The organism is Mesorhizobium sp. GW821-FHT04C10, from assembly GCF_059420305.1.
Genome location: NZ_JBWKTL010000001.1, coordinates 4,640,053 through 4,661,857 on the forward strand (window position 1 = coordinate 4,640,053; position 21,805 = coordinate 4,661,857).

The 21,805-nt window shown below is 61.8% G+C and carries 29 protein-coding genes and 1 pseudogene; all 30 read right to left on the reverse strand.

The window, feature by feature from the left end; all coding sequences use genetic code 11:
• Positions 1-17: 17 nt before the first annotated feature.
• The 30 genes and pseudogenes from crcB to rplV all read right to left on the reverse strand — a co-directional run bounded on the left by crcB (position 18) and on the right by rplV (position 21,803).
• A pseudogene (gene crcB / locus AC07UC_RS22505) lies at positions 18-387 on the reverse strand (fluoride efflux transporter CrcB).
• Positions 388-419: 32 nt separating this feature from the next.
• Entirely contained in the window at positions 420-797 is a 378-nt protein-coding gene (locus AC07UC_RS22510; protein ID WP_494907461.1) for a DUF779 domain-containing protein, read from the reverse strand.
• A gap of 108 nt (positions 798-905) precedes the next feature.
• A complete protein-coding gene (gene adh / locus AC07UC_RS22515) occupies positions 906-2,423 on the reverse strand; it encodes an aldehyde dehydrogenase (protein WP_202322784.1) in 1,518 nt (505 codons plus the stop codon).
• Positions 2,424-2,564: 141 nt separating this feature from the next.
• Positions 2,565-3,536 carry a helix-turn-helix domain-containing protein gene (locus tag AC07UC_RS22520; RefSeq protein WP_202322785.1) on the reverse strand — a complete coding sequence of 324 codons (972 nt, stop codon included), beginning with the start codon at positions 3,534-3,536 and terminating at the stop codon, positions 2,565-2,567.
• 163 nt (positions 3,537-3,699) lie between these two features.
• The gene (locus AC07UC_RS22525; protein ID WP_494907462.1) at positions 3,700-5,352 is read right to left on the reverse strand and encodes a hypothetical protein; all 1,653 of its coding nucleotides are present in this window, start codon (positions 5,350-5,352) and stop codon (positions 3,700-3,702) included.
• A gap of 264 nt (positions 5,353-5,616) precedes the next feature.
• Positions 5,617-6,447 carry an aspartyl/asparaginyl beta-hydroxylase domain-containing protein gene (locus tag AC07UC_RS22530; RefSeq protein ID WP_494907463.1) on the reverse strand — a complete coding sequence of 277 codons (831 nt, stop codon included), beginning with the start codon at positions 6,445-6,447 and terminating at the stop codon, positions 5,617-5,619.
• A gap of 176 nt (positions 6,448-6,623) precedes the next feature.
• Positions 6,624-7,298, reverse strand: a complete 675-nt coding sequence (locus AC07UC_RS22535) for a DUF930 domain-containing protein (RefSeq protein WP_494907464.1) — start codon at positions 7,296-7,298, stop codon at positions 6,624-6,626.
• A 6-nt stretch (positions 7,299-7,304) separates the two neighbouring features.
• Complete coding sequence (locus AC07UC_RS22540) at positions 7,305-8,612, reverse strand: replication-associated recombination protein A (protein ID WP_140773911.1); 1,308 nt, start codon at positions 8,610-8,612, stop codon at positions 7,305-7,307.
• 39 nt (positions 8,613-8,651) lie between these two features.
• Positions 8,652-10,145: a DegQ family serine endoprotease gene (locus tag AC07UC_RS22545; protein WP_172350634.1), complete on the reverse strand. Its 1,494-nt coding sequence runs from the start codon at positions 10,143-10,145 to the stop codon at positions 8,652-8,654.
• Between the two features lie 181 nt (positions 10,146-10,326).
• A complete protein-coding gene (rplQ, locus tag AC07UC_RS22550) occupies positions 10,327-10,758 on the reverse strand; it encodes a 50S ribosomal protein L17 (protein ID WP_140773913.1) in 432 nt (143 codons plus the stop codon).
• A gap of 104 nt (positions 10,759-10,862) precedes the next feature.
• Positions 10,863-11,873: a DNA-directed RNA polymerase subunit alpha gene (locus AC07UC_RS22555; RefSeq protein WP_006205443.1), complete on the reverse strand. Its 1,011-nt coding sequence runs from the start codon at positions 11,871-11,873 to the stop codon at positions 10,863-10,865.
• A 103-nt stretch (positions 11,874-11,976) separates the two neighbouring features.
• Positions 11,977-12,366: a 30S ribosomal protein S11 gene (rpsK, locus tag AC07UC_RS22560; protein WP_006205444.1), complete on the reverse strand. Its 390-nt coding sequence runs from the start codon at positions 12,364-12,366 to the stop codon at positions 11,977-11,979.
• 139 nt (positions 12,367-12,505) lie between these two features.
• The gene (gene rpsM, locus AC07UC_RS22565) at positions 12,506-12,874 is read right to left on the reverse strand and encodes a 30S ribosomal protein S13 (protein ID WP_006205445.1); all 369 of its coding nucleotides are present in this window, start codon (positions 12,872-12,874) and stop codon (positions 12,506-12,508) included.
• 218 nt (positions 12,875-13,092) lie between these two features.
• Complete coding sequence (locus tag AC07UC_RS22570; protein ID WP_202322789.1) at positions 13,093-13,689, reverse strand: adenylate kinase; 597 nt, start codon at positions 13,687-13,689, stop codon at positions 13,093-13,095.
• Positions 13,686-15,026: a preprotein translocase subunit SecY gene (gene secY / locus AC07UC_RS22575; RefSeq protein ID WP_056568050.1), complete on the reverse strand. Its 1,341-nt coding sequence runs from the start codon at positions 15,024-15,026 to the stop codon at positions 13,686-13,688. Before secY ends, AC07UC_RS22570 begins: the two co-directional genes overlap by 4 nt.
• Before the next feature lie 194 nt (positions 15,027-15,220).
• Positions 15,221-15,694: a 50S ribosomal protein L15 gene (gene rplO, locus AC07UC_RS22580; protein ID WP_494907465.1), complete on the reverse strand. Its 474-nt coding sequence runs from the start codon at positions 15,692-15,694 to the stop codon at positions 15,221-15,223.
• Between the two features lie 22 nt (positions 15,695-15,716).
• Positions 15,717-15,914: a 50S ribosomal protein L30 gene (gene rpmD / locus AC07UC_RS22585; RefSeq protein ID WP_006205449.1), complete on the reverse strand. Its 198-nt coding sequence runs from the start codon at positions 15,912-15,914 to the stop codon at positions 15,717-15,719.
• Positions 15,915-15,937: 23 nt separating this feature from the next.
• Positions 15,938-16,501: a 30S ribosomal protein S5 gene (gene rpsE / locus AC07UC_RS22590; protein WP_032933400.1), complete on the reverse strand. Its 564-nt coding sequence runs from the start codon at positions 16,499-16,501 to the stop codon at positions 15,938-15,940.
• 77 nt (positions 16,502-16,578) lie between these two features.
• On the reverse strand, positions 16,579-16,938 hold the full coding sequence (gene rplR / locus AC07UC_RS22595) for a 50S ribosomal protein L18 (RefSeq protein WP_010909284.1): 360 nt from the start codon (positions 16,936-16,938) through the stop codon (positions 16,579-16,581).
• 139 nt (positions 16,939-17,077) lie between these two features.
• Positions 17,078-17,611, reverse strand: coding sequence for a 50S ribosomal protein L6 (rplF, locus tag AC07UC_RS22600; RefSeq protein WP_013895694.1), 534 nt, complete (start codon positions 17,609-17,611; stop codon positions 17,078-17,080).
• Positions 17,612-17,699: 88 nt separating this feature from the next.
• Positions 17,700-18,098 carry a 30S ribosomal protein S8 gene (gene rpsH / locus AC07UC_RS22605; protein ID WP_006205453.1) on the reverse strand — a complete coding sequence of 133 codons (399 nt, stop codon included), beginning with the start codon at positions 18,096-18,098 and terminating at the stop codon, positions 17,700-17,702.
• 12 nt (positions 18,099-18,110) lie between these two features.
• A complete protein-coding gene (gene rpsN, locus AC07UC_RS22610; RefSeq protein WP_010909282.1) occupies positions 18,111-18,416 on the reverse strand; it encodes a 30S ribosomal protein S14 in 306 nt (101 codons plus the stop codon).
• Positions 18,417-18,443: 27 nt separating this feature from the next.
• Positions 18,444-19,022, reverse strand: a complete 579-nt coding sequence (rplE, locus tag AC07UC_RS22615) for a 50S ribosomal protein L5 (RefSeq protein WP_140773915.1) — start codon at positions 19,020-19,022, stop codon at positions 18,444-18,446.
• Positions 19,015-19,329 (reverse strand): 50S ribosomal protein L24, encoded by a 315-nt coding sequence (gene rplX, locus AC07UC_RS22620; RefSeq protein ID WP_006205456.1) that lies wholly within the window; start codon positions 19,327-19,329, stop codon positions 19,015-19,017. The genes rplE and rplX overlap by 8 nt, the downstream gene beginning before the upstream one ends.
• 12 nt (positions 19,330-19,341) lie before the next feature.
• Complete coding sequence (gene rplN / locus AC07UC_RS22625) at positions 19,342-19,710, reverse strand: 50S ribosomal protein L14 (RefSeq protein ID WP_006205457.1); 369 nt, start codon at positions 19,708-19,710, stop codon at positions 19,342-19,344.
• A 72-nt stretch (positions 19,711-19,782) separates the two neighbouring features.
• Entirely contained in the window at positions 19,783-20,022 is a 240-nt protein-coding gene (rpsQ, locus tag AC07UC_RS22630) for a 30S ribosomal protein S17 (RefSeq protein WP_010909280.1), read from the reverse strand.
• A gap of 11 nt (positions 20,023-20,033) precedes the next feature.
• Positions 20,034-20,234 (reverse strand): 50S ribosomal protein L29, encoded by a 201-nt coding sequence (gene rpmC, locus AC07UC_RS22635; protein WP_006205459.1) that lies wholly within the window; start codon positions 20,232-20,234, stop codon positions 20,034-20,036.
• Positions 20,235-20,247: 13 nt separating this feature from the next.
• Positions 20,248-20,661 carry a 50S ribosomal protein L16 gene (gene rplP / locus AC07UC_RS22640; protein WP_010909279.1) on the reverse strand — a complete coding sequence of 138 codons (414 nt, stop codon included), beginning with the start codon at positions 20,659-20,661 and terminating at the stop codon, positions 20,248-20,250.
• Positions 20,662-20,688: 27 nt separating this feature from the next.
• Positions 20,689-21,414 carry a 30S ribosomal protein S3 gene (gene rpsC / locus AC07UC_RS22645; RefSeq protein WP_010909278.1) on the reverse strand — a complete coding sequence of 242 codons (726 nt, stop codon included), beginning with the start codon at positions 21,412-21,414 and terminating at the stop codon, positions 20,689-20,691.
• On the reverse strand, positions 21,414-21,803 hold the full coding sequence (rplV, locus tag AC07UC_RS22650) for a 50S ribosomal protein L22 (protein ID WP_010909277.1): 390 nt from the start codon (positions 21,801-21,803) through the stop codon (positions 21,414-21,416). Before rplV ends, rpsC begins: the two co-directional genes overlap by 1 nt.
• Positions 21,804-21,805: the final 2 nt, after the last annotated feature.

A 21,805-nucleotide genomic window follows, 5' to 3' on the forward strand; every position in this document is an offset into this window, starting at 1 on the left:
TTGGCGCGGCAATAGCATTAAGGCAGGCTTCTTGCGAGCCAAAGACCCAAAAACAGGGCGATGATGGCGCCAATGACGCTGGCCATATCCAAACGCCGGCAGCGTGGCTCCCCGTTCCCACAGCGTGGCGAAATCGAGCGAAAAGGCGGAAAAAGTGGTGAAGCCGCCCAAGATTCCGGTGGCGACAAATAGCCTGACTTCGTTCGGCCCGCCGCGGCGCGCCATGATGGCGATGAACAGACCCATGGCAAAGGAGCCAAGGATGTTGATCGCCATCGTGCCCCAGGGATAGTTGGGGCCGACCAGGCGCAGCGCGCCCATGTTGGTGAGATGGCGGATGCCGGCGCCGATGCCGCCGCCGACGACAACAAGAAGCAGATTGAACATCGCCGTTTACTGCCCTTGCGAGGGCGGCGGCGTCAACCCGTCAAGCCCCTGACGGCATTCTCCGGAACGGCACAGATGGTCGAGCGCGTCAGGAACCGCCTCTCGCGCCCATTGTCGAGCGAGAACATGCCACCCCTGCCCGGCACGACGTCGATGGTAAGGTCGGTGTGCCTCCACACTTCATATTGCGAAGCGCTGATGTAGACCGGCGTTTCGCCGATCTCGCCCAGCATGACGTCATTGTCGCCGACGATGAAGTCGCTGCGGGGATAGCACATTGGCGAGGAGCCGTCGCAACAGCCGCCCGATTGATGAAACAGCACCGGGCCGTGGTCGGCGATGATCTCCGCCAGGAAGGCGATGGCTTCCGGCGTGGCCGAGACTTTTCCGAGTGAAACCTTGTCGGACATGCCGTCCTCCTCCGTCTCCAAACCATCCGAGGCGCGACTAATGGAGCCACGCCTCGGATCACGCATGATCCTCCCCGGGGGAGGATCATGCGCCGCCTCGGGAGGCAATCAGAAGAAACCCAGCTTTTTCGGGCTGTAGCTGACCAGCATGTTCTTGGTTTGCTGATAGTGGTCGAGCATCATCTTGTGGTTTTCCCGTCCGATGCCGGACTGCTTGTAGCCACCGAAAGCCGCGTGCGCGGGATAGGCGTGGTAGCAGTTGGTCCATACACGGCCGGCCTGGATGGCGCGGCCGAAGCGGTAGCAGCGGTTCGCGTCACGGCTCCAGATACCGGCGCCGAGGCCATAGAGCGTGTCATTGGCGATCGACAATGCCTCGTCGTCATCCTTGAAGGTCGTCACCGAGACCACCGGCCCGAAAATCTCCTCCTGGAAGATACGCATCTTGTTGTGGCCCTTGAACACGGTCGGCTTGACGTAATAGCCGCCGGCCAGATCGCCCGGCAGATGGTTCTGTTCGCCGCCGGCAAGCACTTCGGCGCCTTCCTTGCGGCCGATGTCGAAGTAGCTCAGGATCTTTTCCAGCTGTTCGCTCGATGCCTGTGCGCCGATCATGGTTGCCGGATCGAGCGGGTCGCCCTGCACGATCGCCTCGACGCGCTTCAATGCCTTTTCCATGAACTTGTCGTAGATCTTCTCATGCACCAGCGCGCGGCTGGGACAGGTGCAGACCTCGCCCTGGTTCAGCGCGAACATGACAAAGCCTTCGATGGCCTTGTCGAAGAAGTCGTCATCTTCCGCGGTCACGTCCTGGAAGAAGATGTTGGGCGACTTGCCGCCGAGTTCTAGCGTCACCGGGATGAGGTTCTGGCTGGCGTACTGAGAGATCAGCCGGCCCGTCGTGGTCTCGCCGGTGAAGGCGATCTTGGCGATGCGGTTCGATGAAGCGAGCGGCTTGCCGGCCTCGAGGCCAAAGCCGTTGACGATGTTGAGCACACCATCCGGCAACAGGTCGCCGATCAGGTCCGCCCACAGCATGATGGTGGCGGGTGTCTGTTCGGCCGGCTTCAGCACCACGCAGTTGCCGGCTGCAAGTGCCGGCGCCAGTTTCCACACCGCCATCAACAGCGGGAAGTTCCAGGGAATGATCTGACCAACGACGCCAAGCGGCTCATGGAAATGATAGGCGACGGTGTCGTGGTCGATCTCCGAGATGCCGCCTTCCTGGCTGCGTACGGCACCGGCAAAATAGCGGAAATGGTCGATGGCCAGCGGCAAGTCGGCAGCGGTCGTCTCGCGGATCGGCTTGCCATTGTCCCAGGTTTCGGCAAGCGCCAGGAGGTCGAGATTGTCTTCCATGCGATCGGCGATGCGGTTGAGGATCAGCGCGCGGGCGGCGGCGCTGGTCCTGCCCCACGCGTCCTTGGCCTTGTGCGCGGCATCGAGTGCTGCCTCGATGTCCCTGGCGTCCGAGCGAGCGATTTCGCCCAGCGGCCGGCCGGTCACCGGCGATATGTTCTCGAAATATTTTCCGGAAAGCGGGGCAACCCATTTGCCGCCGATGTAATTGTCATAACGCTTGGCGAAGGGAACCTTGGCCGTGCGGGAAAATTCCACCTTGTTCATTGTCTTCCTCCCAAGTGGCAGCGTCACGGGATGTGGCGCGTCGTTGGGAAGAGTCGCGGACGGGGTCAGCTTTGTCAGCCCCGGCTCCGGCATCCGCCAGCGCGGACTGTCGCAGATCTGCGACAGTCACGGGCTCAAAGCTCAGTGCGGACGGCGGATGCCGAAGCGGGCAAGCTTGCGGTGCAGGGTCGCCCGCGAAATGCCGAGGCTGCTGGCAGCCGCCGACACATTGCCCTCGGCGCGCGCCATGGCCCTCTGGACCACGCCGCGCTCGGCTTCGTCCAGATCTTCCGCCGCCCTGGCCAAGTTGCCCAAAATGTCCGCGGCAGGGAGACCCCTGGCGAGGATCTGCTGGGTGATGCCGAGGCCAAGGCGGGCCGAGCGTGTTGCGCCGATCACCAAATCATCGCCATTGACGGCGATCAATGCGCTGGCGCTGCGCTCGGCGACCGGTGCCAGCAGGATGCGAGCGTCTGAAAACACCAGGCGGAAATTCTCGGCCTCGATGCGACGCGCGGCGTCACCCACCGCGATGGCGATCAGGTTGACGAAGCCTTCGGTCAGGTCCGACCGGCAAGATGACACATCAAGGGCGGCGGCCAGATTGCCTTCATGATCGTAGATCGGCGCCGTGGTGCAACTGAGCAATGTGTTGCGCGAAAAGAAATGCTGGTCGCGGTGGATGGTGAGGGCACGCTGATCGGCAAGACAGGTGCCGATGCCATTGGTACCCTCGGAGTCCTCGCTCCATACCGTGCCCGTCCACAACCCCCACTCGTCGAACGTGTCGTCATCCGCAACGGCGCCGCGGCGCTCGACAGGAATGCCGTCACGGTCCGCAAGCAGCACACAGCAACCAACGCCGCCCACGGCGAGGTAGAGACGATCGAGGCTCGCATCCGCGGCGCGCAGCAGCGGCTCTATGCGTTGCCGGGCCTTGCTCAACTCGCTTTTGGTGAGACGCTGCGGCGCCTTTCGTTCGGCTGGATCGAGGCCGTGCAATGTGAGCGAGCGCCGCCAGGACGCAACCAGCGCCGAACGCGCTGCATCGCTGCCGGCGATGGCCGCCTGGATGAAATCCGCATGATGAACCGTAGGCTGCCGTCCGCTCACCTTATCCTCCAAAGGCGATTGTCGCTTCCAACCCGAGCTGCGTTATATCCACTCAGATATATCCGCAGTATGGAGTTGTAGGCACCGAAGCCCGGCGACGCTATTGGACGATGGTGCAACAGACGAGAAAGGCGGCCTGTGCCCGAAACCGCCAAGATGCTCGTCACCAGTCAGGCGTTGCCCAGCCCGGATACTTTTTCCTGAACTCACTGTAGAGGGCATCGACTTCGGCTCTGCTGACCGGGCGCACCCGCTCGTAGAGGTAACCGGTAACGCCGGACAATTGATATTCCGCGATACGCTTGTATGCAGCCCCGATGCCTTTTCCCTCGACAATGTACTGGTTCGGAATCGTGACGCAGATCTGGGCACCCGGTTGCAGATGGGTAACCGGACGGTCCGTCACGACAACGTATCTGGATTTCAATGCGTCCGGTTGGAACTGATCGCGACTGTCCACCTGGCAAATCCATCCGACATGGGTAACAAGATCCCGCTTCATGCCGAACAAGAGTGCGTCGCTCATCACAGGACCCGAGGCAAACACCGAAAACCGGTCCTCCGGTCCCATCCTGGCGATGAGGTCATCGATCAGGCGCCGGTACTCGGGGAGATTGTCGAGGTGAAGCGGAAGCGTGGCTTCCCTGGCGAAGACGAAGCCGACCGGCGACAACAACTGACGGCCAGCGGGAAAAAACGTGCCCAGAAACGCAAGTCCGGCAACAACGGCCATGGCGGCGGCCGACCATCGCGATTTCAGTGCCGGCGCGGAGACGATCGAAACGATCGCCTGGGCATAGGCGGGAAAGAGCCACAGCAACATCGGTAGAGAATGATGCCGTTCGGGATCCTGTGTCCGGATAAAGATCAGGAAGGTGAGCCCGGCGGCGATGGCACAGAGCAAGGAAAATCTGTTGCCGCGCACAACAGAGATGTAGAGGCCTGCTATGACCAACGCCCAGTTCAGATAGCTGAGCCGGGAGCCTATTCCACCAAGTTGGTTGACAAAGGTCGTCCTGTATCCGCTGTAAAGGTCGGCGTAGCTGGTTCCCAGGATCTTGGCGATCAGCGGCAGTTGGAAACTCAACGCTGTCGCGGCAATAAGGAAAATCGCACACACGCCGCCCAACACAGCGTTCCGGAAGGCCGGCAAATCCCGATCCCTTGCGATCTGCAGCAGACCCAGCAAGGCCGCGGAAACGGTGATCCCTATTGCGGCGTAGGCGTACCAGCGGCGCAGCATGAACGCCAACCACAGGCACGCGCCTACAGATATTCCGCTTATCACCGGTTCGCGGGTCAGGAACTTGGATTTCCAGAGGAAATAGGTTGCCGCGGTCAAAGCGAGACAGCCGGCGACGTCAGGCAATCCACGAAGCGTCGGCGCCCAGAACGGAGTATACAGGAAGGCCGCGATCCAGACGGCGATCCAACCTCGGGAGGGTGTTTCGGAGACCGCCTCCAGATAGCTTATTCTGCCTATGAAAAGCACCGCCGGGACCAGGTACACCGCGACTATTCCAGCGACGAAGGAAAACCTTGAACCGCCGAAAGCGAGGTGAAACGGCATCAGGGGCACCAGGATCGCCACGCCGTAATCTTCCGTCGCGATGGAGGTGCTCAATTGGCTCAGCCATTTGGAAGGGCTCTCGACCAGGAGGGCGCCTTGCTGGTTGAACATGTTGAAGTAGGCGGCGAAGTCCCAGTAGTAGACGGACTCTTCGAGATTTATGTATGCAGCGCTGAGGGCAAGCCCAAACAACAGGGTGCATAGGTAGGTACCCGTCCAGAATCCGAAGATTTTGTTCTTTGTCACTTGAGACCGCCAAGGAAGGAAGAGACAGAAACGCGGGACCAACGCCGAAGTCGTCCCCTGACGCCGCCAGGAGCCGCTCCGGCGAATCTTGTGACAAGATTCATATAATGAATTGTTGAGAGCCCATGGGCCGACGCCAAATGAGCTGATGCTTAAGTACCCACGCAGCAAGCATGGAGAACGCCAATAACCAGCGATCCGCAAAGCAGCCGGCAGAGATGCTTGCTTGCAAACTGCTGCCGGCTACGTTGACGTATTGTCAGTTCAGGTGGTTTCCACCTTCTTCGGCTTGGTCGAGCCGATCATTTTCCAGTTCTTGTAGAACATCGAATTGATGCGCTCGACACTGACCGACACGACGGCGAGCATGCCGGCGATGAGTCTTGGGAACGGGGACGGCCTGATGATGTCCATGAACACGCAGTACCGGCGGCCGTCATATTCGTTGACCGAGCGATGCAGCAGCGTATCGTCGAAAATGAACTGCGGATTGTCGTACCAATAGTTCTTGACGTTGCCGCATTCGACGAAGATTTCCGCCTTCACCGGGATCAGATTGTAGAGGATGCGCAGGCTGAGCCGCAGCGGCCCGAAGTGCCAGGAGGTCGATTCGCGCTTGCTGAAAACGGAAACGGCGATGGTCTTGATGTATTTGAAATCCTTGTTGAATTCGGCGACGTTGTCTATTTTGTGCTTGCCGTACCATTGATAGACATACATGCCGCGCCGACCGGCGCCGAAATTGGCATCGATATCGGCAATGATCTCGTCCTTGCGCGCCTTGAAGATGTCCAGGACCTCGTTGACCTCGCGCTGATAATCGTCCGGAAACTGCTCCAGCTTCCACACGCCGGGGTTCCGGTAGCACAGGAGATCAACCAGCAGGTTGAACGGCGAAAGCAGCCAGGTGAAGAGGCCGTTGCCAAGGAAATAACCGCTGAACAGCGCCAGATCCTTCCTGTCGTTGCGCAGCACGTCGATCAGCCCGCAAACGATGAAGATCGTCGTGAGGATGGGGATGAAGTAAAAGCCAAGGGCGAGAAGTGGGATGGCGATGGCGAATTTGCGAAGGGATTTGCGAAGGGTTTTTGTCATTTTTCCACGCGCGGAGCGCGATCCTGTTGCGAATGAGTGTGCCAAATCTCGGCAACGGCCACCGCCCGACCGTGCGCCTTGATAAGATTTTTTGGGTCGCCGCACAACGCCACGACTGCGTGGCCTGGCAGCTGCCTGGTGGAATTTGCCAGACTTCGGTCAATGAACCGCTGGGGTCAATGCACCGCCGGCAAGCCGAGCTCGTCCCATTTCTCCCTGGCCACGGGATCGCCGACCAGGAACTCAAAGCCGATGACGCTTTCGCCGTCTTGCGCGAGCTGGCATTTGAACTTGAGGTTATACCAGTTTTTGCGACTGCGGAAAGCCGCGCCATCCGCGGCGATCGTGGTGCCGCGGACCCTCTCCTCGGCCGTTGCGTAAGGCACGACGCGCTCCGGCTGAAAGTCCGCGCGCCATCGCCGTATCTGGTCCATGGCTTCGAGATTGCACAACTGCACCATGCGCTCGTCGGAAGCGAAGGTCGCAAGATCGGCGCGCGCCTGCCGGCTGCGCGGATCGGCGAGCGTCTTGCCCGACAGCATTTCGGTCGGCCGGATCATGGCCGGCGCGGTGGGTGGTTGAGTTTGAGGAGGAGTACTCGGCGGTGGTGATGGCGCTGGCGCCTCTGGTGTCGAGGGTGGTGCTGGCGCTGGCGATGGCCTTGTCGACGCCTCGAACTGCTGGGGCGTCAGAATGCCGACCGACACCCGCTCCTCTTCCAGCCGCTTCGGTAGCTTCGGCAGCGGCATGAGAGCCAGCGTCGCGGCAAGCAGCGTGTGGAGAACGACGGAGGTCGAGATACCCCATGGCGAGGCCTCGCTTCGAAGCGTGACGACCACCGGGCCGCGCAAAGTCAGCTAGCCCCGTTCCTTGCGCAGCTTTGCCCAGTAGTCGAGCCGCTTCCTGATGTCGCGCTCGAAACCACGCTCAGGTGGATCGTAGAACGTCTGGCGGCCCATCTTCTCCGGAAAATAGTCCTGGCCCGAAAAAGCGTCCGGCTCATCATGATCGTAGCGATAGCCCGCGCCGTAATCCTCTTCCTTCATCAGCTTGGTCGGCGCGTTGAGGATGTGCTTTGGTGGCAGCAGCGAGCCATGCTCCTTGGCAGCGCGCGTGGCTGCCTTGAAGGCGGTGTAGACGGCGTTGGATTTGGGCGCTGTGGCGAGATAGACAGTGGCCTCGGCAAAGGCCAGTTCGCCCTCAGGCGAGCCCAGATAGTCATAGGCGTCCTTGGCGGCATTGGCGACGACCAGCGCCTGCGGATCGGCAAGGCCGATGTCCTCCATCGCCATGCGCACCAGCCGGCGGCCGAGATAGAGCGGATCCTCGCCGGCATCGAACATGCGCGCGAGATAGTAGAGCGCGGCGTCCGGGTCCGAGCCGCGCACCGACTTGTGCAGCGCCGAGATCAGATTGTAGTGGCCGTCCTGGCCCTTGTCGTAGATCGGCGCGCGGCGCTGGACGATACGCTGCAGCCCTTCGGGATCGAATATCTCGCCAGGCTTGGCTGCGCGCCAGACTTCCTCGGCGAGTGTCAGCGATGCGCGTCCGTCGCCATCGCTCATGCGGATCAGCATCGCCCGCGCCTCGTCGTCGAGCGGAAGCGCCCTGCCCTCCGTGGCCTCCGCGCGCGTCATCAGCTTGGCGATGCTCTCCTCGCCGAGTGAATGAAAGACCATGACGCGCGCGCGCGACAGCAAAGCGGCATTCAATTCGAAGGACGGGTTCTCGGTTGTGGCGCCGACCAGAACGACCGTCCCATCCTCCATGACAGGGAGAAACGAATCCTGCTGGGCACGGTTGAAGCGGTGGATCTCGTCGACGAAAAGCAGGGTCTGGCGGCCGTTGGCGCGGCGCAGCTTCGCCGCCTCGAACACTTTCTTGAGGTCGGCGACGCCGGAAAAAACCGCGGATATCTGCTCGAAGGCCAGGCTGGTCTCGCCGGCAAGCAGCCTCGCCACCGTGGTCTTGCCGGTGCCCGGCGGCCCCCAGAAGATCATCGAGCCCAGCGAGCCGGAGCCGATCAGCCGGGTCAGCGCGCCATCGGGGCCGGTCAGATGCTCCTGGCCGACGACCTCGCCAAGATTTCTGGGCCGCAGCCTGTCAGCCAGCGGCCGTCCGGGCGGCGCCTTTTCCGGTTCATCGACGCTGAACAGATCGGCCATTTATGTCTTCAGGTTGGAGCACGACCGCTCGGGCCGAACTCAGTAACGCAACACCTGGCGCAGTATCTGCCCGCCGCGCTCGACGGTAAAGCGCCACCAGCGCGTATCCTGCTGGGCTACCTGCGCCAGCGTCGCGGCGGTGTCGATGGTGGTGCCGTTGACCTCGCGGACGATATCGCCCGGCTGGAAGCCGAAATCGGCGGCCGGCGAATCGCGATTGATATCGATCACCGTCACGCCTTTGAGATCTGTACGCAGGCCGAGCTTCTGGGCAAGCCGCGGCGACAGTTCGGCGACCTTGGCACCCGAAAACGGGCTGCGGCCATGCAGCGTCACTTCCGAGGCCTTCGCCCCCTCCGGCGCACGCTCCAGCGCGATATCCATCGCCGCCTGCTGGCCCTTGGTCAGGATCGCGAAATTCGCCTTGGTGCCGATCGACAGCGTCGCCATGCGATAGTCCAGCGCCGCGATGCTCTCGACCGGCTTGCCGTTGATCTGCATCACGACGTCACCGGGCTTCAGCCCTGCCTTGCCGGCGGGGCCAGCCGCATCGACCGAAGAGACCAGCGCGCCTGTCGGCTTTTCCATGCCGAGCGATTCGGCGATCTGCGGCGTCACCGCTTCGAACTCGGCGCCGATATAGGGCCGTTCGAAGAAATCGAGCCCGGCCTTGGCGGCGTCAGCGAAGGCCCGCACCATGTTGGCGGGGATGGCGAAGCCGATGCCGATCGAACCGCCGCTGCGGCTGTAGATGGCTGTGTTGATGCCGACCAGTTGGCCACCCATGTTAATGAGCGCGCCACCCGAATTGCCGGGATTGATAGCGGCGTCGGTCTGGATGAAATAGCCCGAATCCGAGACGCCGATATGGCTGCGGGCAAGTGCGGAAACGATGCCGCTGGTGGTGGTCTGGCCGACGCCGAAGGGGTCGCCGATGGCCAGCACCAGGTCGCCGACCTCAAGCGCGTCGGAATCGCCGATGGCGATGACCGGGAACGGCTTGTCGGATTCGATCTTGAGCACGGCGAGATCGAGTGTCTCGTCCTTGAGCATTATCTTGCTGGCGAATTCGCGCCCGTCGGCGGTCGCCACCTTGACCTCATCGGCATCCTTGATGACGTGGAAATTGGTGACAATGACACCGCTCGGATCGACAAGCACGCCCGAGCCGAGCGAGGACTGCGCCCGCGGCTGCGCGCGGCCGAAAAACTCCTCGAAGAACGGATCGCCTTCAAAAGGCGACGTGACCTTGGCCGTCTGCGAAGCATAGACATTGACCACGGCCGGCGCGGTCTGCTTGACCAGCGGCGCGAACGAAAGCTGCACCTCCTCGCGGCCGAACGGCACGCGCTTGTCGGGCCCAGAGGTGGCATTCTCGCCTTCAACGCCATGCAACAGATCGGTCAACACGTCCGACAGGCCCGGATCCGCGGGCTTGGCGGCGTCTTCGGCCAGCGCCTGCCGGACTGCCGGTGCGGCTGCGACCACCATGAAGGCGCAGAGCAGAACAAAGGACAGTCTTTTGGCGCGCATTCGCGAATCCTCCAAGGCAAGTTCGGGCGCATTGTCCCGACGATTGTGCAAAATGAAAGGCTAAGCCGCTGAAATCCGATTATTTTCGCGCCAGAGGATCTTTATGTGCGCGCCTCGACGCATGCAGAACATGAAAAAGGGGCCCGCAGGCCCCTTCAATTCATTCCGGAAAGACGGTGCCTTATGCGGCCGCGGCTTCCGCGTCGGTGCCTTCGGCTTCGAGGCGGGCGCGGTCGCCGGCGCCCTTGGCCGAGATGTCGCGATCGACGAACTCGATGACGGCCATCGCGGCATTGTCGCCGTGACGGAAGCCCGCCTTCATGATGCGCAGATAGCCGCCGTTGCGGTTGGCGTAGCGCGGGGCGATGGTGTCGAACAGGCGCTTGACGACGCCTTCATTGCCGATCTGCGCGATCACCTGGCGGCGGGCATGCAGGTCGCCGCGCTTGCCGAGCGTCACCAGCTTCTCGACGATCGGACGCAGGTCCTTCGCCTTCGGCAGGGTGGTGACGATCTGCTCGTGCTCGAGCAGCGACACGGCGAGGTTGGCGAACATCGACTTGCGATGGCTAATGCTGCGGGCGAAGCGGCGGCCTTTGAAACCGTGGCGCATGGCTCTTTTCCTTCTTCAGTTGTTCAAGAGGCCAAGGCCTCTGATGGTTTTCCGCATGACCGTCGGATCGAGCGGCTCACGCCGCCGATCCTTGGAATTCATGCTCAATATTGGTCTTCGTAACGCTTGGCGAGGTCTTCGATGTTCTCCGGCGGCCAATCCGGCACTTCCATGCCGAGATGCAGGCCCATCGCAGCCAGGACTTCCTTGATCTCGTTCAGCGACTTGCGGCCGAAGTTCGGGGTGCGCAGCATCTCGGCTTCGGTCTTCTGGATGAGATCGCCGATGTAGACGATGTTGTCGTTCTTCAGGCAGTTGGCCGAACGCACCGAAAGCTCGAGTTCGTCGACCTTCTTGAGCAGCGCCGGGTTGAAGGCGAGCTCGGTGACGGCTTCCGCCGCGACTTCCTTCTGCGGCTCGTCGAAGTTGACGAACAGGCCAAGCTGGTCCTGCAGGATGCGGGCGGCGAATGCCACCGCGTCCTCGCCAGAGATCGAGCCATCGGTCTCGATGGTCATGGTCAGCTTGTCGTAGTCGAGAACCTGGCCCTCACGGGTGTTTTCGACCTTGTAGGAGACCTTCTTGACCGGCGAGTAGAGGCTGTCGACCGGGATCAGGCCGATCGGCGCGTCCTCGGCGCGGTTGCGCTCGGCCGGCACGTAGCCCTTGCCGGTATCGACGGTGAATTCCATGCGGATTTCAGCGCCTTCGTCCAGCGTGCAGATGACGTGGTCGGGATTGAGGATCTCGACATCGCCAACCGTCTGGATGTCGCCGGCGAGAACCGCACCCGGGCCCTGCTTGCGAACGACCATGCGCTTGGGGCCGTCGCCTTCCATGCGGATGGCGATTTCCTTGATGTTCAAGACGATGTCGGTCACGTCCTCGCGCACACCGGCGATGGACGAGAATTCATGCAGAACGCCGTCGATCTGCACGGCGGTAACGGCCGCACCGCGCAGCGAAGACAGAAGCACGCGGCGCAGCGCGTTGCCGAGAGTGAGGCCAAAGCCACGCTCGAGCGGCTCGGCGACCAGCGTGGTCAGCGTCTTCTTCTTCGACGAGAACTCGATCTTGTTCGGCTTGATCAGTTCCTGCCAATTTTTCTGGATCATGATGCTTTCCTTCCGTTGACCCGCCACCATCCAATCGTGGCGGGCGACCTGGAATGCCGCGGAGGAGCGCCGTTGAGGCGCTCACGCGGCGTTCGATAATTGCTTAGACGCGGCGCTTCTTGCGCGGGCGGCAGCCATTGTGCGGAATCGGCGTCACGTCACGGATGGAAGTGATGGTGAAGCCGGCCGCCTGCAGGGCGCGCAGTGCCGATTCACGACCGGAGCCAGGTCCGCAGACCTCGACCTCGAGCATGCGCATGCCGTGTTCCTGGGCCTTCTTGGCAACGTCTTCGGCAGCCATCTGGGCAGCGAACGGGGTCGACTTGCGCGAACCCTTGAAGCCCTGGGCACCGGCCGACGACCAGGCAATCGAGTTGCCCTGCGCGTCGGTGATGGTGATCATCGTGTTGTTGAAGGTCGAATTGACGTGGGCAACGCCCGACGAGATATTCTTGCGTTCGCGACGGCGAACACGAGCGGCTTCCTTGGCCATGATAGTCCTTTCAGTTGATCTCTACACCGCCGTAATGCCAGCGGCTCCACCTAGGAGAAGGTAGTAGGGGAATATGGCAGTAGGGCAGTATGTCTGCCGTTCCTATTGCCTTACTGCCCTACTCCCTTACTGCCCTAAATTACTTCTTCTTGCCGGCGATCGACTTGGCCGGGCCCTTGCGGGTACGCGCATTGGTATGCGTGCGCTGGCCGCGAACCGGCAGCGAGCGGCGGTGACGCAGGCCACGGTAGCAGCCGAGGTCCATGAGACGCTTGATGTTCATCGACACTTCGCGGCGCAGGTCGCCCTCGACCTGGTAGTCGCGGTCGATGGTCTCGCGGATCTGCAGCACTTCCGCGTCGGTCAGCTGGTTGACGCGGCGCTCGGCCGGGATGCCGACCTTGTCGACGATCTCCTGGGCGAACTTCTTGCCAATGCCGTGAATGTACTGAAGCGCGATGACGACGCGCTTGTTGGTCGGAATGTTGACGCCGGCTATACGAGCCATGTTCTTCTCTGCTCCATCTGGGCCGGCCAACCTTCAAAACAAGGAAGACCCGGCGCTGTCAAAGTTGCCCCGCGTCCGGTGGAGGCCGGCCCTTGCGGGAGTTTCCAGTTCAAAGCGACTGCCTTGCCCTTGCGGACAAGCAAAGTTCGCACCTGATAGGAAGACGGGCCGCCATACCGCAGCGGACCGCCCCCGTCAAGCTTAATCTTTAAATTCCCTTACCGCGCCTTGGCGGCCGCTGCCAGAACAGCTTCGATCTCGGTGGTCACCGCATCGATGCTGGCCATGCCGTCAACGGTCTTCAGCTTGCCCTTGGCGTAATAGTAGCCGGTCAGCGGAGCGGTCTTCTTGTAGTACTCGCGCAGACGCTCTTCGAACACCGCCGGATTGTCGTCCTTGCGCACCGGCTGGCCGGCGGCCTTGGCATCCTCGGCACGCTTGACGATGCGGCCGACCAGTGCCCTGTCGTCGACGACCAGTTCGATGACCGTGTCGAGGCCGATGCCACGTTCGGAAAGCATCTGATCAACCGCATCGGCCTGCACCAGCGTGCGCGGATAGCCATCGAGGATGAACCCCTTGGCGCAATCGGCCTGATCGATCCGCTCGGCAACGATCGCGTTGACGATGGCATCCGACACCAGTTCACCGGCATCCATCACCGCCTTGGCACGCTTGCCGACCTCGGTTCCGGCCTGGACGGCGGCACGCAGCATATCGCCCGTCGAGAGCTGGGGTATGCCGTGTTTTTCTACCAGTCTTTGTGCTTGTGTCCCCTTGCCCGCTCCTGGCGGCCCAAGCAAAATCAACCTCATCTGGCTTTCTTCCCCCCGCGCAGCTTCGACTTCTTGATCAGGCCTTCATACTGGTGCGCAATCAGGTGACCCTGAATCTGCGCGACCGTATCGAGCGTGACACTGACCACGATCAGAAGCGATGTGCCACCAAGGTAGAATGGTACGCCAGTCGCCGAGATCAGGAACTCCGGCAGCAGGCACACCAGCACCAGGTAGATGGCGCCGACGACGGTGATGCGGGTGAGAACGTAATCGATATAATCGGCGGTGCGCTCGCCCGGACGATAGCCCGGGATGAAGCCCGAATGCTTCTTGAGCTGGTCGGCGGTGTCCTTCGGGTTGAAGACAATCGCTGTGTAGAAGAAGGCGAAGAAAACGATCATCGCCGCATAAAACAGCATGTAGAGTGGTTGGCCGTGGCCAAGCGAAGCCAGGATGGTGCTCGCCCAGGCCGGCATGTTGGTCGTCTGCGAGAAGCCGGCGATGGTAGCCGGCAGCAAGAGCAGCGACGACGCGAAGATCGGCGGAATGACGCCCGACGTGTTGAGCTTCAGCGGCAAATGCGAGGTATCGCCCTGGAACATGCGGTTGCCGACCTGCCGCTTCGGATACTGGATCAGCAGGCGGCGCTGAGCGCGCTCGAAGAACACGATGAGCGCGATGACCACGATGGCCAGAACGATGATCGCCAGGATCAGACCGGTCGACAGGGCGCCGGTGCGACCGAGTTCCAGCGTGCCGGAGATGGCATGCGGCAGGCCTGCGACGATGCCGGAGAAGATGATCAGCGAAATACCGTTGCCGATGCCGCGCGCGGTGATCTGCTCGCCGAGCCACATCAGGAACATGGTGCCGCCGACCAGCGTGACGACGGTCGAGATGCGGAAGAACATGCCGGGATCGCTGACGATGCCGTTGCCACCTTCCAGGCCCACCGAAATGCCATAGGCCTGCACAAGCGCCAAAAGCACGGTGCCGTAGCGCGTGTACTGGTTGATGACCTTGCGGCCCTGTTCGCCTTCCTTCTTCAGCGCTTCCAGCGACGGGATGACCGAAGTCATCAGCTGCATGATGATGGAGGCGGAGATGTAGGGCATGATGCCGAGCGCGAAGATCGCCATGCGCTGCACGGCGCCACCCGCGAACATGTTGAACATGCCGAGCACGCCCTTGCTCTGCGAGGAGAAGGCCTGGGCGAAGGCGTCGGGGTTGATTCCGGGAAGCGGAATGTAGGTGCCGAGACGATAGACGAGCAACGCGCCGATGGTGAACCAGATGCGTTTCTTCAGGTCCTCCGCCTTGGCGAAGGCCGAGAAATTCAGATTCGAAGCTAGTTGTTCAGCAGCCGAAGCCATGCCTGATTCTCCGCTTGGTAACGCTTGATGGCCCGTGAGGTCAGGCGGTGCGTTTCACCGAAGCTCACGAGATAAGCTCCGGGCTGTAAACATGCAAGCGGCCGCGTTGACGCGGCCGCCTAATTGAGCAGGTCAAAGCGCAATCGTGAGCAAAAACTGGGTCCCACTCTTGCCGATCGCGCTTCAAATCGCCGTTACTCGGCAGCTGCCTTTTCCGGCAACTTGACCGAGCCGCCGGCCTTCTCGATCTTCTCGATCGCGGCCTTGGAGGCGCCGGCCACGTCGAAGGCGAGCATTGCCTTGAGCTCGCCGTCGGACAGCACGCGCACGCCATCCTTGACGCGGCGGATGACGCCGGCGGCGACAAGCGCCTCGGCCGTCACGGTTGCCTTGGCGTCAAGCTTCTTGGCGTCGACGGCTTGCTGGATACGGGCCAGCGAGACGACAACGAAGCTCTTGGCGAAGAGGTTGTTGAAGCCGCGCTTCGGCAGGCGCCTGTAGAGCGGCATCTGGCCACCCTCGAAGCCATTGATGGCGACGCCGGAGCGTGCCTTCTGGCCCTTGACGCCGCGACCGGCGGTCTTGCCCGAGCCGGAACCGATGCCGCGGCCGAGACGCTTCTTGGAGTGCGTCGCGCCGTCCTTGTCACGCAGATCGTTGAGTTTCATCTGGGTTCTCCTGCGCTTTGGCTCAGCCCTCGTCCACGACGCGGACGAGATGCTGAACGGCGGCGATCATGCCGCGCACGGAAGGCGTATCTTCCAACGTGCGCTGCTTGTGCATCTTGTTGAGGCCGAGGCCGACCAGCGTCGCGCGCTGTTCTTTCGGACGGCGGATCGGCGAACCGATCTGCTCAACGGTGATGGTCTTGGTTGCTTTCTTGGCCATGGTCAAAATCCCTGGTCAGTCGACTATTCTTCAGCCGCAACGGCGGTGCCGCGGCGGGCCTGAAGGGTCGAATATTTGATGCCGCGAGCGGCAGCGACATCCTTGGGATGCATCTGGCTCTTCAGCGCGTCGAAGGTCGCGCGAACCATGTTGTAGGGGTTCGACGACCCCATCGACTTGGCGACCACGTCATGCATGCCGAGCGTCTCGAAGACGGCGCGCATCGGGCCGCCGGCGATGATGCCGGTACCCTGCTTGGCGGCACGCAGAAGAACGCGTCCGGCGCCCCAGCGTCCCTCGACGTCGTGGTGCAGCGTGCGGCCCGAGCGCAGCGGCACGAAGATCATGTCGCGCTTTGCGGACTCGGTTGCCTTGCGGATCGCTTCCGGCACTTCGCGCGCCTTGCCGTGACCAAAGCCGACGCGGCCCTTCTGGTCGCCGACGACGACGAGTGCGGCGAAACCGAAGCGACGGCCACCCTTGACGACCTTGGCGACGCGATTGATGTGGACCAGCTTGTCCACCATGCCGTCGTCGCGCTCTTCACGCTCGCGGCCGCGGCCGCCTTCCCTACGTTCCTGTGCCATATCCTGTTCCTTGTTCTTTTCCGGAAGCACGGGTTGATGATTGTCGACGCCACTTTGGGTCGCCGACGGTGAAAGAATCAGAAGCTGAGACCGCCTTCGCGAGCAGCTTCAGCCAGGGCCTTGACACGGCCGTGATAGATGTACGGGCCGCGGTCGAAGACGACTTCCTTGACGCCGGCCTTGGTCGCGCGCTCGGCGATCAGCTTGCCGATCGCGGCGGCGGCAGCGGTATCGGCGCCGGTCTTGAGCGAACCCTTGAGGTCCTTCTCGAGCGTCGAGGCAGCGGCGATAGTGTGGCCCTTGGCGTCGTCGATCACCTGCACATAGATGTTCTTCGAGGTGCGGTGGACCGACAGACGCGGACGCTCGCCGGCGACCTTCCTGATCTGACGACGGACGCGCTGCGCGCGGCGCTGCGTGGATTCCTTGGTACCCATGATGGTCTTCCTTGCCTTCAAAAACGGGGGCCGCCATGTGCGGTAGGCGAAAGCGCCTCCCGCGACCGCTCCCCGCGGCGTTACATTTCCCTGGCTTGGCCCTTTCCGAAAAGTCCGAGACTTTTCAGGGCCAGGCCCACTACTTCTTCTTGCCTTCCTTGCGGACGATCTTCTCGCCAGCGTAGCGGACACCCTTGCCCTTGTAGGGCTCGGGACCGCGGTATTCGCGGATCTCGGCAGCCACCTGACCAACCTGCTGCTTGTCGATGCCGGCCACGGTGATCTCGGTCGGCTTCGGCACGGTGATGGTGATGCCGGCCGGCGTCTCGTAGACCACGTCATGGCTGAAGCCAAGTGCCAGCTGCAGGTTTTTGCCCTGAAGCGCGGCGCGGTAGCCGACGCCGGTGATCTCGAGCTTCTTCTCGAAGCCGTCCTTCACGCCCTGCAGGATGTTGACGATCTGCGTGCGCGACATGCCCCACTTGGAGCGGGCGGTCTTGGTCTGGTCGCGCGGCTGGACAGCGATCTCGCTGCCTTCCATCTTGACCAGGACTTCGTCGTTCACCACGAACTTCAGCTCGCCCTTGGGGCCCTTCGCCGTAACGGTCTGGCCGTTGACGGTCGCGGTCACGCCCTGCGGCAGCGAAACGGGTTTCTTTCCAATACGAGACATTTTGTTGTCCTCGTCACTTCTCTTGTTTCAGGTCTCTGTCTTCGGAACGATCCGAAGACCGGATTCCACTTTGCGCTCAGCTGCCAGATCAGAAGATCTGGCAGAGAATCTCGCCGCCGACGTTCTGTTCGCGTGCTTCGTGATCGGCCATCACGCCCTTCGGCGTCGAAAGGATGGCGATGCCGAGGCCGTTGGCGACGTGCGGGATCGACTTGGCCGAGACGTAAACGCGGCGGCCCGGCTTCGAGACGCGGGCGATTTCGCGCACGACCGGGGCGCCGTCGAAATACTTCAGCTCGATTTCGATTTCGGACTTGCCGTTGTCGAAGTCGGTCTGGCTGTAGTCGCGGATATAGCCTTCAGCCTTCAGCACGTCGAGGACGCGGGTGCGCAGACGCGAGGCCGGCGTCGAGACACTCGACTTCTTGCGGCCATAGGCGTTGCGGATGCGGGTCAGCATATCGCCGAGAGGATCGCTCAATGACATGTTATGTCCTCCTTACCAGCTCGACTTGACCAGGCCCGGGATCTGGCCGTTATTGCCGAGATCACGAAGCGCGATGCGCGATACTTTGAGCTTGCGATAGTAGGCACGCGGGCGGCCGGTGACTTCGCAGCGGTTGCGGATGCGGATCTTGGCCGAGTTGCGCGGCAGGGCAGCAAGTTTGAGCTGAGCGCGGAAGCGCTCTTCCATCGGCTTGGACTGATCCATGATGATCGCCTTCAGGGCAGCGCGCTTGGGACCGTACTGGTCGGCAAGCTTGCGGCGCCTGTTGTTCTTCTCGACTGAGCTGGTCTTTGCCATTTCAGATTTTTCCTTTTCTCGCTGCCGTTACTGGCGGAAGGGGAAGTTGAAGGCCTTGAGCAATGCCCTGGCTTCGTCGTCCGTCTTCGCAGTCGTACAAACGATGACGTCCATGCCCCAGATCTGATCAACCTTGTCGTAGTTGATCTCCGGGAACACGATGTGCTCCTTGATGCCCATGGCGTAGTTGCCACGGCCATCGAAGCTCTTGGGGTTCAGTCCGCGGAAGTCGCGGACGCGCGGCAGCGCGATGTTCACGAGGCGGTCGAGGAACTCGTACATACGTTCCTTGCGCAGCGTGACCTTGGCGCCGATCGGCATGTTCTCGCGGACCTTGAAGCCAGCGATCGAATTGCGGGCGCGGGTGACGACGGCCTTCTGGCCGGCGATCAGCGCCAGATCTTCGGCCGCAACCGACGGCTTCTTGGAGTCGGCGGTCGCTTCGCCAACACCCATGTTCAGCACGATCTTGTCGAGGCGCGGAACCTGCATGTTGTTGTCGTAGCCGAACTGCTCCTGCAGCGCCTTGCGGATGGTCTCGTTGTAGACCTGCTTGAGGCGCGGCGTGTTGGTGGCAGTCGCCTGCTTGGTTTGAGCCTTAGCCATTGATGACTTCTCCCGAGCGCTTGGCGACGCGCACCTTCTTGCCGTCCTTCTGGAAGATGAAACCGACGCGGGTCGGCTTGCCATCCTTGGGGTCGGCCAGCGCGATGTTCGACAGCTGGATCGGCGCTTCCTTGGTGATGATCCCGCCCTCCTGGGACTGGGACTGCTTCTGGTGACGACGGATCATGTTGACGCCGCGCACCAGCGCGGTGTCATCCTTCGGCTGAACCGAGAGGACTTCGCCCGAACGGCCCTTGTCCTTGCCGGCCAGCACGACGACCTTGTCGCCTTTTCTAATCTTTTGCATTGGTCCGGCTCCTTACAGCACTTCAGGCGCGAGCGAGATGATCTTCATGTGGTTCTTGGCGCGGAGTTCGCGCGGAACCGGTCCGAAGATACGCGTGCCGATCGGCTCTTTCTTGTTGTCGACGAGAACGGCCGCGTTCTTGTCGAAACGGATCACGCTGCCGTCCGGGCGGCGGATGTCCTTGGCCGTGCGAACCACGACCGCCTTCATCACATCGCCCTTCTTAACGCGGCCGCGCGGAATGGCTTCCTTGATGGACACCACGATGATGTCGCCCACGGAAGCGTATTTCCGCTTCGAGCCGCCCAGCACCTTGATGCACATGACACGACGCGCGCCGGAATTATCCGCCACGTCGAGGTTTGTTTGCATCTGAATCATGACTGGCCGCCTTCTTCTTTTCTAACGGGACGGGTTTTTCACCCCTCCCCGGTCTGTCCAAAATTCGTTTGTTTACGCCTGGTCCGAAGACACAACGATCCAGCGCTTGTCCTTGGAAATCGGCTTCGATTCCTGGATGAACACCTGATCGCCAACCTTGTGGGCGTTGTTCTCGTCGTGCGCCTTGTACTTCTTGGTCATGCGCACGGTCTTCTTCATCACGGGATGCGTGAAGCGCCGTTCGACCTTGACGACAACCGTCTTCTCGTTCTTGTCGCTGACGACGGTGCCCTGCAGAATGCGCTTTGGCATGGTTTTCGTCCTTAAGCCTTCTTGGCCGCGGACTTTTCCGCAGCGATGGTCTTGATACGCGCAATGTCCTTGCGGACCTGCCTCACGCGCGCGGTCTTCTCGAGCTGGCCGGTGGCCTTCTGGAAGCGCAGGTTGAACTGCTCCTTCTTCAGGCTGGCCAAATCGTCGGTCAGCTGGTCCTGGGTCTTGGTCCGGATGTCTTCGGCTTTCATGATCAGCCCGTCCTTATTCTGCGATGCGCTGTACGAAGCGCGTCCTGACCGAGAGCTTGGCCGCGCCGAGACGCAGCGCCTCACGGGCGGTTTCTTCACTGACGCCGTCGATCTCGAACATGATGCGGCCCGGCTTGACGCGCGCCGCCCAGTAGTCGACGGCGCCCTTGCCCTTGCCCATGCGGACTTCGGTCGGCTTCGACGTGACCGGCAGATCCGGGAAAATACGGATCCAGACGCGGCCGGCGCGCTTCATTTCGCGAGTGATCGCGCGGCGGGCCGCCTCGATCTCACGCGCGGTGACGCGGTTCGGCTCAAGCGCCTTCAGCCCGAAACCACCGAAATCCAGGTTGGTGCCGCCCTTTGCGGTACCATGGATACGGCCCTTGAACTGCTTGCGGAACTTTGTGCGCTTTGGCTGCAGCATCGTTCTAACTCCAAATTCCTAAATGTCTCAGGCGTTTTCGCGACGACGACCGCGTTCGCGATCACCACCACCGCCGTGCGCAGCATCACCCTCGGTCGCGCGACGTTCCGAAGCCATCGGATCGTGCTCGAGGATCTCGCCCTTGAATACCCAGACCTTGACGCCGCAGATGCCATACGCCGTATTCGCCTCGGCCGTGCCGTAGTCGACATCGGCGCGCAGCGTGTGCAGCGGCACGCGGCCTTCGCGGTACCACTCCATGCGGGCGATTTCAGCGCCGCCAAGACGGCCGGAGCAGTTGATGCGGATGCCTTCGGCACCGAGGCGCATCGCCGACTGCACGGCGCGCTTCATGGCGCGGCGGAACGCGATACGGCGCTCGAGCTGCTGGGCGATCGACTGGGCGACCAGGGTCGCATCGATTTCCGGCTTGCGCACTTCGACGATGTTGAGGTGCGTCTCGGACTTCGTCATCTCCATCAGCTTCTTGCGAAGCTTCTCGATGTCGGCGCCCTTCTTGCCGATGATCAGACCCGGGCGCGCGGCATGGATGGTGACGCGGCACTTCTTGTGCGGGCGCTCGATCACGACCTTGGAGATCGCGGCCTGCTTGAGTTCCTTCTCAAGATACTTGCGGATCTTGATGTCCTCATGCAGCAGCTTGCCGTACTCGCCGGTGTTCGCGAACCAGCGCGAATCCCAGGTGCGGTTGATGCCGAGGCGAAGACCGATCGGATTGACTTTCTGGCCCATTATGCGGCCTCCCCTTTTTCTTCGACTTCACGAACAACGATCGTGAGGTGCGAGAACGGCTTCTCGATACGGCTGGCGCGACCACGGCCACGAGCGTGGAACCGCTTCATGACAATCGACTTGCCGACATAGGCTTCCGCCACCACCAGCGCATCGACATCGAGGTCGTGGTTGTTTTCCGCGTTGGCGATCGCCGATTCCAGCGTCTTCTTGACCGTGCCGGAAATCCGCTTGGCCGAGAATTCGAGGTCGGAAAGCGCTGTCGCGACCTTCTTGCCGCGGATCAGCGCGGCAACGAGGTTCAGCTTCTGCGGGCTGATACGGATCGTGCGCAACACGGCGCGCGCTTCGTTATCAGCAAGCCTGCGCGGAGCTTTGGCCTTGCCCATGA

Bases quoted from the DNA above. Each gene is read 5' to 3' on its own strand.
- AC07UC_RS22510 (WP_494907461.1), bottom strand. From the start codon at position 797: ATGTCCGACAAGGTTTCACTCGGAAAAGTCTCGGCCACGCCGGAAGCC.
- adh (WP_202322784.1), bottom strand. From the start codon at position 2,423: ATGAACAAGGTGGAATTTTCCCGCACGGCCAAGGTTCCCTTCGCCAAG.
- AC07UC_RS22530 (WP_494907463.1), bottom strand. From the start codon at position 6,447: ATGACAAAAACCCTTCGCAAATCCCTTCGCAAATTCGCCATCGCCATC.
- AC07UC_RS22540 (WP_140773911.1), bottom strand. From the start codon at position 8,612: ATGGCCGATCTGTTCAGCGTCGATGAACCGGAAAAGGCGCCGCCCGGA.
- AC07UC_RS22545 (WP_172350634.1), bottom strand. From the start codon at position 10,145: ATGCGCGCCAAAAGACTGTCCTTTGTTCTGCTCTGCGCCTTCATGGTG.
- rplQ (WP_140773913.1), bottom strand. From the start codon at position 10,758: ATGCGCCACGGTTTCAAAGGCCGCCGCTTCGCCCGCAGCATTAGCCAT.
- AC07UC_RS22555 (WP_006205443.1), bottom strand. From the start codon at position 11,873: ATGATCCAGAAAAATTGGCAGGAACTGATCAAGCCGAACAAGATCGAG.
- rpsK (WP_006205444.1), bottom strand. From the start codon at position 12,366: ATGGCCAAGGAAGCCGCTCGTGTTCGCCGTCGCGAACGCAAGAATATC.
- rpsM (WP_006205445.1), bottom strand. From the start codon at position 12,874: ATGGCTCGTATAGCCGGCGTCAACATTCCGACCAACAAGCGCGTCGTC.
- AC07UC_RS22570 (WP_202322789.1), bottom strand. From the start codon at position 13,689: ATGAGGTTGATTTTGCTTGGGCCGCCAGGAGCGGGCAAGGGGACACAA.
- secY (WP_056568050.1), bottom strand. From the start codon at position 15,026: ATGGCTTCGGCTGCTGAACAACTAGCTTCGAATCTGAATTTCTCGGCC.
- rplO (WP_494907465.1), bottom strand. From the start codon at position 15,694: ATGAAACTCAACGATCTGCGTGACAAGGACGGCGCGACGCACTCCAAG.
- rpmD (WP_006205449.1), bottom strand. From the start codon at position 15,914: ATGGCCAAGAAAGCAACCAAGACCATCACCGTTGAGCAGATCGGTTCG.
- rpsE (WP_032933400.1), bottom strand. From the start codon at position 16,501: ATGGCACAGGAACGTAGGGAAGGCGGCCGCGGCCGCGAGCGTGAAGAG.
- rplR (WP_010909284.1), bottom strand. From the start codon at position 16,938: ATGGGTACCAAGGAATCCACGCAGCGCCGCGCGCAGCGCGTCCGTCGT.
- rplF (WP_013895694.1), bottom strand. From the start codon at position 17,611: ATGTCTCGTATTGGAAAGAAACCCGTTTCGCTGCCGCAGGGCGTGACC.
- rpsH (WP_006205453.1), bottom strand. From the start codon at position 18,098: ATGTCATTGAGCGATCCTCTCGGCGATATGCTGACCCGCATCCGCAAC.
- rpsN (WP_010909282.1), bottom strand. From the start codon at position 18,416: ATGGCAAAGACCAGCTCAGTCGAGAAGAACAACAGGCGCCGCAAGCTT.
- rplE (WP_140773915.1), bottom strand. From the start codon at position 19,022: ATGGCTAAGGCTCAAACCAAGCAGGCGACTGCCACCAACACGCCGCGC.
- rplX (WP_006205456.1), bottom strand. From the start codon at position 19,329: ATGCAAAAGATTAGAAAAGGCGACAAGGTCGTCGTGCTGGCCGGCAAG.
- rplN (WP_006205457.1), bottom strand. From the start codon at position 19,710: ATGATTCAGATGCAAACAAACCTCGACGTGGCGGATAATTCCGGCGCG.
- rpsQ (WP_010909280.1), bottom strand. From the start codon at position 20,022: ATGCCAAAGCGCATTCTGCAGGGCACCGTCGTCAGCGACAAGAACGAG.
- rpmC (WP_006205459.1), bottom strand. From the start codon at position 20,234: ATGAAAGCCGAAGACATCCGGACCAAGACCCAGGACCAGCTGACCGAC.
- rplP (WP_010909279.1), bottom strand. From the start codon at position 20,661: ATGCTGCAGCCAAAGCGCACAAAGTTCCGCAAGCAGTTCAAGGGCCGT.
- rpsC (WP_010909278.1), bottom strand. From the start codon at position 21,414: ATGGGCCAGAAAGTCAATCCGATCGGTCTTCGCCTCGGCATCAACCGC.
- rplV (WP_010909277.1), bottom strand. From the start codon at position 21,803: ATGGGCAAGGCCAAAGCTCCGCGCAGGCTTGCTGATAACGAAGCGCGC.